The organism is Caulobacter sp. 05T431, assembly GCF_056665975.1.
In genome coordinates this window covers 1-7533 of the sequence record NZ_JBFTKU010000045.1, presented here as the reverse complement: position 1 = coordinate 7533, position 7533 = coordinate 1, and the positions used below count along the sequence as shown (strand labels likewise).

The following is a 7533-nucleotide window of genomic DNA, read 5'->3' as shown; positions in this document are numbered from 1 at the left end:
CGGCTCCAACAGGGCCTAGCGTCGAGAGCTTGCGGATAACGACCGCGCGGAGCGAACGGGCTTCGTCGAAACGGTATTCTTTTTCAAACTCCGGACGATGTCCGGCGCTCCGCAGCCCTTTCCATCAGCTCACAGCCGGTTTGGCGTGGGATCACACTCACTTGCCCCCACCTGACCGCGTCGCGGTCTGTCCGCCCCCATAGGGGGCGGATGCGCGCGCCGGGCGCCGCAGCGCGGCTTCTTCCCCCTTTGGGGGAAGACGATCGCGAAGCGATCCGTAGGGGGCAAGTGGGTGAGCCGCTGAGCCCCGTCCTCGCAGGGGAGGTTCGCCCCCAGAATCCTTGACATCGACGCCCCCTCATGCGCCTTTCCGCGCCTTGCAAATCACCGCGTTTCAAAGACTTCCCATGACCTCGACGCACGCCTATCGCACCCATACCTGCGGCGCCCTGCGGGCTTCCGACACCGGAAACGCCGTCCGCCTGTCGGGCTGGATCCACCGCAAGCGCGACCACGGCGGCCTGGTCTTCATCGACCTGCGCGACCATTACGGCCTGACCCAGCTGGTGCTGCACCCCGAAACCCCGGGCTTCGACGTGGTCGAGCGCCTGCGCGCCGAGAGCGTGATCCGGGTGGACGGCGAGGTGATCGCCCGCGACGCCAGCGTCGTGAACCCCAACCTGCCGACCGGCGAGATCGAGCTCCGCGTCAGCGCCGTGGAAGTGCTGTCGACCGCCGACGAGCTGCCGCTGCCGGTCTTCGGCGAGCCGGACTATCCCGAGGAAATCCGCCTCAAGCACCGCTATCTCGACCTACGCCGCGAGACCCTGCACAAGAACATCGTGCTGCGCTCGCGCGTGATCCAGTCGATCCGCTCGCGGATGTTCGCGCAAGGGTTCAACGAGTTCCAGACGCCGATCCTGACGGCCAGCTCGCCGGAAGGCGCGCGCGACTTCCTGGTGCCCTCGCGCCTGCATCCGGGCAAGTTCTACGCGCTGCCCCAGGCGCCCCAGCAGTTCAAGCAGCTGCTGATGGTCTCGGGCTTCGACCGCTACTTCCAGATCGCCCCGTGCTTCCGCGACGAGGACCTGCGCGCCGACCGCTCGCTGGAATTCTACCAGCTGGACGTCGAGATGAGCTTCGTMACCCAGGAAGACGTGTTCGCGGCGATCGAGCCGGTGATGCACGGCGTGTTCGAAGAGTTCTCGAACGGCAAGCCGGTGTCGCCGATCGACGGCGAGCACACCTTCACCAACGACTTCGGCGTCACCTCGACCCACAAGGGCTTCGAGCGCCTGACCTACGCCCAGTCGATGGCCTGGTACGGCAGCGACAAGCCGGACCTGCGCAACCCGATCAAGATGGCCGACGTCTCCGAGCATTTCCGCGACGGCGGGTTCGGCCTGTTCGCCAAGATCCTGGGCGCCGACGCCAAGAACAAGGTGTGGGCCATCCCCGCGCCGACCGGCGGCAGCCGCGCCTTCTGCGACCGCATGAACAGCTGGGCGCAGGGCGAGGGCCAGCCGGGCCTGGGCTACGTCTTCTGGTCGGAAGACCAGGGCGGCTGGGGCGGCCCGATCGCCAAGAACCTGGGCKAGCCGACCCAGGCGCTGATGGAGTCGCTGGGCCTGGGGCAGGGCGACGCCGCCTTCTTCGTGGCCGGCGACCCGGCCGTGTTCGCCAAGTTCGCGGGTCTGGCCCGCACCCGCGTCGGCACCGAGCTGAAGCTGGTGGCCGAGGAACAGTTCAAGTTCTGCTGGATCGTCGACTTCCCGATGTTCGAGTGGAACGAGGAGGAGAAGAAGGTCGACTTCTCGCACAACCCGTTCTCGATGCCGCAGGGCGGCCTGGAGGCTCTGGAGACCCAGGATCCGCTGACCATCCGCGCCTACCAGTACGACATCGTCTGCAACGGCTACGAGCTGTGCTCGGGCGCGATCCGGAACCACAAGCCCGAGATCATGCTCAAGGCCTTCGAGACCGCCGGCTACGGCGCCGAGGTGGTCGAGGAACAGTTCGGCGGCATGCTGAACGCCTTCCGCTACGGCGCGCCGCCGCACGGCGGCCTGGCGCCCGGCATCGACCGCATCGTCATGCTGCTGGCCGAGCAGGTGGCCATCCGCGAGGTCATCGCCTTCCCGCTGAACCAGCAGGGCCAGGACCTCTTGATGAACGCTCCGGCCGAGGTCCTGGACAAGCAGTACAAGGAACTGCACATCCGCCCGGCCCCGCCGATCAAGGTGTAGGCCTGGCGGCGTCGCGCCCATACGAAGAGGCCCTCCGATCCCGGATCGGAGGGCCTTTTTCGTGGCGTCGCCTAGTACCGCGGCGGCTTGGGGGCCTTCGGCGGCTTGGGCGGGGCCGGCGGATTGGCGGCCAGGCGGGCGGCGGCCTCGATCTCGGCGCGATGGGCCTCGACCTCGGCGCGGGCGGCCTCGGCCTGGGCGCGCTGGAAGCTGGGGCTGATGCGGATGCGCATGTTGCCGCCCGAGCAGTTGCGGACGCTCAGGCCCCGCGGCAGGCGGGTGTCGCGGTCTCCGCAGGCCTCGTCCAGTTGGTCCTGCTCCAGGCCCCGGGCGTTGGACAGGTCGGCCCCGCTCAGGCTGGCGCCCGACAGGTCGGCGCCCCGGAAGTCGGCGCCGCTGAAGATCGCGCCGCGCAGGGTCGAGCCGGTGAACTCGGCGTCCTTGAAGCTGGCCCGCTCGAAATTGCCGCCGCTCAGATTGCTGGCGTTCAGCTCGGCCGACGAGAAGTTGGCGCCCTTGGCGCTGACGCCCTGCAGGTTGGCGCCGACGACTTCGCTGCTGGACAGGTTGGCGCGCTCCAGGTTCGCACCCTGGAAGCTGGCGCCGTGCAGTTCGCTGCTGGACAGGTCGACCCGCGACAGGTCGGCGCCGATGAAGTTGGCCCCGCTGCTCTCGATGCCCGACAGCTTGGCGTCGGTGAAGATGGCGTGGGAGAAGCCGGCGCCGCGCATCTCGGCTCCGCGCAGGTCGGCCCGCGACAGGTCCGCGCCGGTGAAGTTGGAGCCGAAGAAGCTGGCGCCGCGCAGGTCGGCGCCGATGAGGTTGGCCTTGGCGTAGTTGGCGCCGGTGAAGCGGGCGCCGGTCAGCTTGYGGCCCGACAGCTCGCAGTTCACGCAGGCGCCGCCCAGCGAGATCATCCGGGCCACGTCCTTGTCCTCGACCCCGGCGTAGGCCTGATGGGCCACGGCCGACAGGGCGAGGGACAGGGCGGCGACAGCGATCCGCAAGCGGGACATCAAAACCTCCAGACCGGTCAAGATAAGCGACCGTGTAGGTTACGATTTGGGGCCCACGGCGCTCAAGCGCCACTTAAATCGCGGTAATGACGGAAGTTTAACGGCAGGAAGGCACGGAAAGCCCGCGCGGCAAACGGGTGGACGGATCGCCGCAGGCGCGGTTCAGCTGGGCCTGGGTCAGGCCGACGGCCCGGTCCATCTCGGCTCCGGAGAGGTTGGCGCCGGTCAGGGTCGCGCCCCGGAAGTTGGCCCCCTGCAGATAGGCGCCGACCAGGCTGGCGTTGGTCAGGTTGGCCCCGGCGAAGCTGGCCCCGCCGAACACGCCGCCGTAGAAATTGACGTCGCGCAGGTCGCCGCCGGCGAAGCTGGAGCGGTTCATCTCGGCCAGGCTGAGATCGGCCTGGCGCAGCCGGGCGCCGGCCAGGTTGCGGCCCTTCAGCACCTTGCCCGAAAGGTCGGCCTGGAACAGGTTGCAGCGCGGGCAGTTGGCGCCGGCCCGAACATTGGCGATCTGGCCGGCGTTCTGCGCCGAGGCGGGCGCGGCCAGGGCCAGCAGGCCGACGGCGGCGAGGATCGGGAGCAGCGTTTTCATTCTGGCGCGCGTCTTTCGGCGGAAACGTCGATCAAGCATGGCCTTGCAAGCTTAAGGCCAGGCAAACGGCGACGAGGCAGGTCAGCCCGCGTCGCTCTCGCCCTGCGGACCGCCGTTGGCCTGGGTCCCGCAGCTGTCGCAGACCACCAGCCCGCCCTTGCGGCTGAGGGCCAGGTCGCCGCAGGCCGGACAGACGTCGCCGCTGGCCCCGGCGGGGCGAGGCTGCTCGTCACGGCGACCGCCGAACGGCAGGAACACCAGATTGTCCGGCGCCGCGCCGCGCGAGAAGCCCTTGGAGATGAACTTGCTGGCGGGCAGGGGCTCGGCCTCGGCCGCGCCGTCGTCCACGCCTTCGCCCCGGCCCAGGCCGTCGGCGTTGAACTCGCCCGGATCGGCGTTGGCCAGGTCGTCGCGCCCCAGATACGACACGCCCAGCTCGCGGAAGATATAGTCGAGGATCGAGGTGGCCGACTTGATCGAGTCGTTGCCGGTCACCGGACCGGCCGGCTCGAACTTCGTGAAGACATAGGCGTCCACGAACTCGTCCAGAGGCACGCCGTGCTGCAGGCCCAGCGACACGGCGATGGCGAAGTTGTTCATCAGGCTGCGGAAGGCGGCGCCTTCCTTGTGCATGTCGATGAAGATCTCGCCGACCTCGCCGTCCTCGTATTCGCCGGTGTGCAGATAGACCTTGTGGCCGCCGACCGCGGCCTTCTGGATGTAGCCCTTGCGGCGGTCCGGCAGCTTGCGGCGGGCGCGGCCACCGCGTTCCACAACCCGTTCGACCACGCGCTCGACGATCCGCTCCTTGACCGGGGCGGGCGGAGCCTCGGCGGCGGGCGCTTCGGCGCGGACGGGCCTGGGCGCCTCGGCTTCGGGTTCGGGCAGGGACAGGACGAAGCCCGGGGGCGGAGCGGCGCGGTTCAGGCGCAGGGCGCGGACCCCGGCGCGGGCGGCGGCGGCCTGCAGGCGGGCGGCGTCGGCCGGGCGGGCGTCGAAAGGCGCGTCCAGAACCGCCGGGACCGCCAGGCAGGTGAAGGTCTCGACCGCGGCGATCATCGCCAGTCGGTCAGCCAGGACCGGCGCCTCGAGGGCGGCGAACAGGGCGCGCAGTTCGCCCTCCAGGGCCTCGCAGTCCGACAGCCGGCGCGCGCCGAGGGCGTGGCGCTCGGCCGTCTCGATCTCGGCCTCGGAGAAGCCGGCGAAGGCCAGGGTGTCGAACTCCGGATCGGCCAGGGCCTCGGCGGGAACGCCCAGCACGTCGCTGAGGAACCCGGCCCCGATCACGGCGGGGGCGAACGCGGCGCGCAGGCTGGCGGCGTGGCGCAGGGCGTCCTCGGCCTGCTCGATCTCGTGGGCGGTGAAGCCGCGGGCCTGCAGGACCATGTGGTCGATCGACGGGGACTCGGACAGCGAACCGTGGCCCATGGCGTGGCGACGGGCGGCGTCGAAGTCGGCCCCGGCCTCGTTCAGGCAGGTGTGGGCCGCGGCGCTGAAGATCGGGACCAGCAGGCCGTCGCCGGTCTGGGCGGTCGAGATCGGCGCGGCGCCGGCCGCATGGCCCAGGGCCTTGCCGCCCAGGCGCAGGGCGGCCTCCGGATCGGCGAAGGCGGCGACCAGACGCGACGAGCGCAGGCCGTGCTTGCGGGCCAGGCCGTGGGCGACGGCTAGGGCGGCGGCGGCTTCCGAGGCCAGCGGCGAGCGCAGGGCGGCGGCGCGCACGCGGCGCTCGGCCAAGCCGCGCAGGACGCCCTGTCGTTCCTGGGTGAAGGCGGGATCGGCGCCCAGGGCGGCGGCGGTCTCGGCGCTGGCGCTCATCGCCGCGCCGACCGTCAGCGCCCACAGGGCCGAGGCGGCGTCGCGCCCGGCGTCGCCGGCGGCCGAAAGGCCCTGGACCAGCAGCCAGTCGCCGACCCCGGCCAGGCCGACCTCGGCCGGACGGTCGCCGCGTTCGATCTCCAGGGCCGTGGCCCACAGGCCCACCACCTGGTTGAAGCCGGCGGAGTCGAAGGCGTCGTCATGCTGGAAGGCGGTGACGTCGATGGCGGCGCGGACCGGCGCGTCCTTGGCCAGGGCGTCGGCATCCTCGGGCGACAGGGCCAGGATCAGGGCGCTGGTCTCCCAGCCGATCTGGGCCGCGAAGCTGGCGGCCTCGTCGACCGCCGCCACGCCCTGCCGCGAGGCCGAGGCGACCAGCGGGGAGGGCGCGCTCGCGTCGGCGTCGATCAGCCCGGTGCGCGGCGCGCCGGCCAGGGCGATCGCGTCCTGGATCATGCGGTCGTCGGCACCTAGGTCCCGAGCCCGGCGGGCGGCGCGACCCAGGGCGCTGTTCTTGGTCGGATCGGCGCAGGCCTTGGCGTCGCCGTGGCAGCGCAGAACCGCGTCGCCGACCTGGGCCAGGGCCGCGTCGAGACGTGCGGCGGCCTTCGCGGCCAGCCTGGCCGAGCGCCAGCGGGCCAGATGGCCCTCGACGGCGGGCTTGAATTCGAGCTCGGCGATGTCCGGCAGCCGGCGGGCCGCGGCCGGCGTCCCGACCGGAGAGGCCACGCCCGCCAGCATGGTGGCCAGCAGCGCGTCGCGGAAGGCGTCGGCGTCGGCGGCGTCGCCGAACACGCCGTCGGAAAGGCCGGTCCTGGCCACGGCGTCGGCATAGCGGGCGGGACCGCCGCCCAGCGGCGCGTCCGCGTCGAACGCCCCGTCGTTCCGATCGTCGGCCCAGTCCAGCCAGGCCTCGACCCGGGCGTCGGTCCAGTCTTCCGGCGCCAGCACCTCGACGACGGCGTTCGTGCGTTCGATCTCGCGCGGCGTGACGCGGGGCGCGGAGGCGGGGTGTCGGGACTGGATGCGCATGGGCGATTCCGCGGCCTGGGCGCCCGGGTGCGCCAAGAATTAGCCATCCTAGATCGCCGAACAACGGCCTTCAATAGATGTGGGGTACCCGACCGCCGTGATCCACAAGATGTTGAAGCTKGAACGTGACGCCCGATGCTGGACGCTGGAGGGCCGCCGACCTATAGTCCGGCCGCTTCGCAACGCCTCGGCGTTGCCTGGAAACCCTCCCAGTTTGGGACCTTTGCGAGATTGGTGCTGACGCGGTGCTGAAAGCGATCTTCACGTGGTGGAACGGCGCGACCATCGGTCAGCGCTTCCACATTAGCCGTCGTGGCGTGTTCGTAGGCCAGGACGACTACGGCAACCGCTACTACGAGGCGCGGGACAACAAGGACAGCTACGACGCCCGCAAGCGTCGCTGGGTGATCTACGACGGCTACGCCGAAGCGTCCAAGGTGCCGCCCGAATGGAGCGGCTGGCTGCACTATACGTTCGATGAGCCGCCGACCACGGCGCCGCTGAAGCGTCGCGCCTGGGAGAAGGACCACCATCCCAACCTGACCGGCACGATCTACGCCTGGCGTCCGAAGGGCTCGCTGGCCCGGGGGGGCGAACGCGCGGTCGCCACCAGCGACTACAAGCCCTGGTCGCCCGAATAGGATGACGATCCGGCGGTCCCTGACGGGCGTGACGGCGGCGGCCCTGGCCGCCTCGCTGATCGGTGGCGGCGCCTGGGCGCTGCAGAACGCGCCGCAACAGCCGCCGGCCGCCCAGACTCCGCCGACCGCGCCCACGCCGGCCCCCGCGCCKGTCCAGCCGCGACCCGCGCCGACGCCCGCGCCGACGC

5 protein-coding genes and 1 pseudogene are annotated in these 7533 nt (G+C 71.1%); 3 read left to right on the top strand and 3 right to left on the bottom strand.

What is annotated here, in order from left to right:
• The first annotated feature begins 407 nt into the window (after positions 1 to 407).
• Entirely contained in the window at positions 408 to 2246 is a 1839-nt protein-coding gene (gene aspS, locus AC1U89_RS24350) for an aspartate--tRNA ligase (protein WP_479902194.1), read from the top strand.
• 71 nt (positions 2247 to 2317) lie between these two features.
• Here aspS and AC1U89_RS24345 read toward each other — a convergent pair whose 3' ends face one another.
• From AC1U89_RS24345 to AC1U89_RS24335, 3 genes are all read right to left on the bottom strand, one after another.
• Positions 2318 to 3262: a pentapeptide repeat-containing protein gene (locus AC1U89_RS24345; protein WP_479902193.1), complete on the bottom strand. Its 945-nt coding sequence runs from the start codon at positions 3260 to 3262 to the stop codon at positions 2318 to 2320.
• Positions 3263 to 3359: 97 nt separating this feature from the next.
• Positions 3360 to 3854 carry a pentapeptide repeat-containing protein gene (locus AC1U89_RS24340; RefSeq protein ID WP_479902192.1) on the bottom strand — a complete coding sequence of 165 codons (495 nt, stop codon included), beginning with the start codon at positions 3852 to 3854 and terminating at the stop codon, positions 3360 to 3362.
• A gap of 81 nt (positions 3855 to 3935) precedes the next feature.
• Entirely contained in the window at positions 3936 to 6704 is a 2769-nt protein-coding gene (locus AC1U89_RS24335; protein WP_479902191.1) for a TSCPD domain-containing protein, read from the bottom strand.
• Positions 6705 to 6949: 245 nt separating this feature from the next.
• Between AC1U89_RS24335 and AC1U89_RS24330 the strand changes: the two genes are divergently transcribed.
• A complete protein-coding gene (locus tag AC1U89_RS24330; protein WP_029917317.1) occupies positions 6950 to 7345 on the top strand; it encodes an NADH:ubiquinone oxidoreductase subunit NDUFA12 in 396 nt (131 codons plus the stop codon).
• 1 nt (position 7346) lies between these two features.
• Positions 7347 to 7533, top strand: a pseudogene (locus AC1U89_RS24325) (DUF2155 domain-containing protein); the annotation flags it as partial.

Bases quoted from the DNA above. Each gene is read 5' to 3' on its own strand.
- AC1U89_RS24340 (WP_479902192.1), bottom strand. From the start codon at position 3,854: ATGAAAACGCTGCTCCCGATCCTCGCCGCCGTCGGCCTGCTGGCCCTG.
- AC1U89_RS24335 (WP_479902191.1), bottom strand. From the start codon at position 6,704: ATGCGCATCCAGTCCCGACACCCCGCCTCCGCGCCCCGCGTCACGCCG.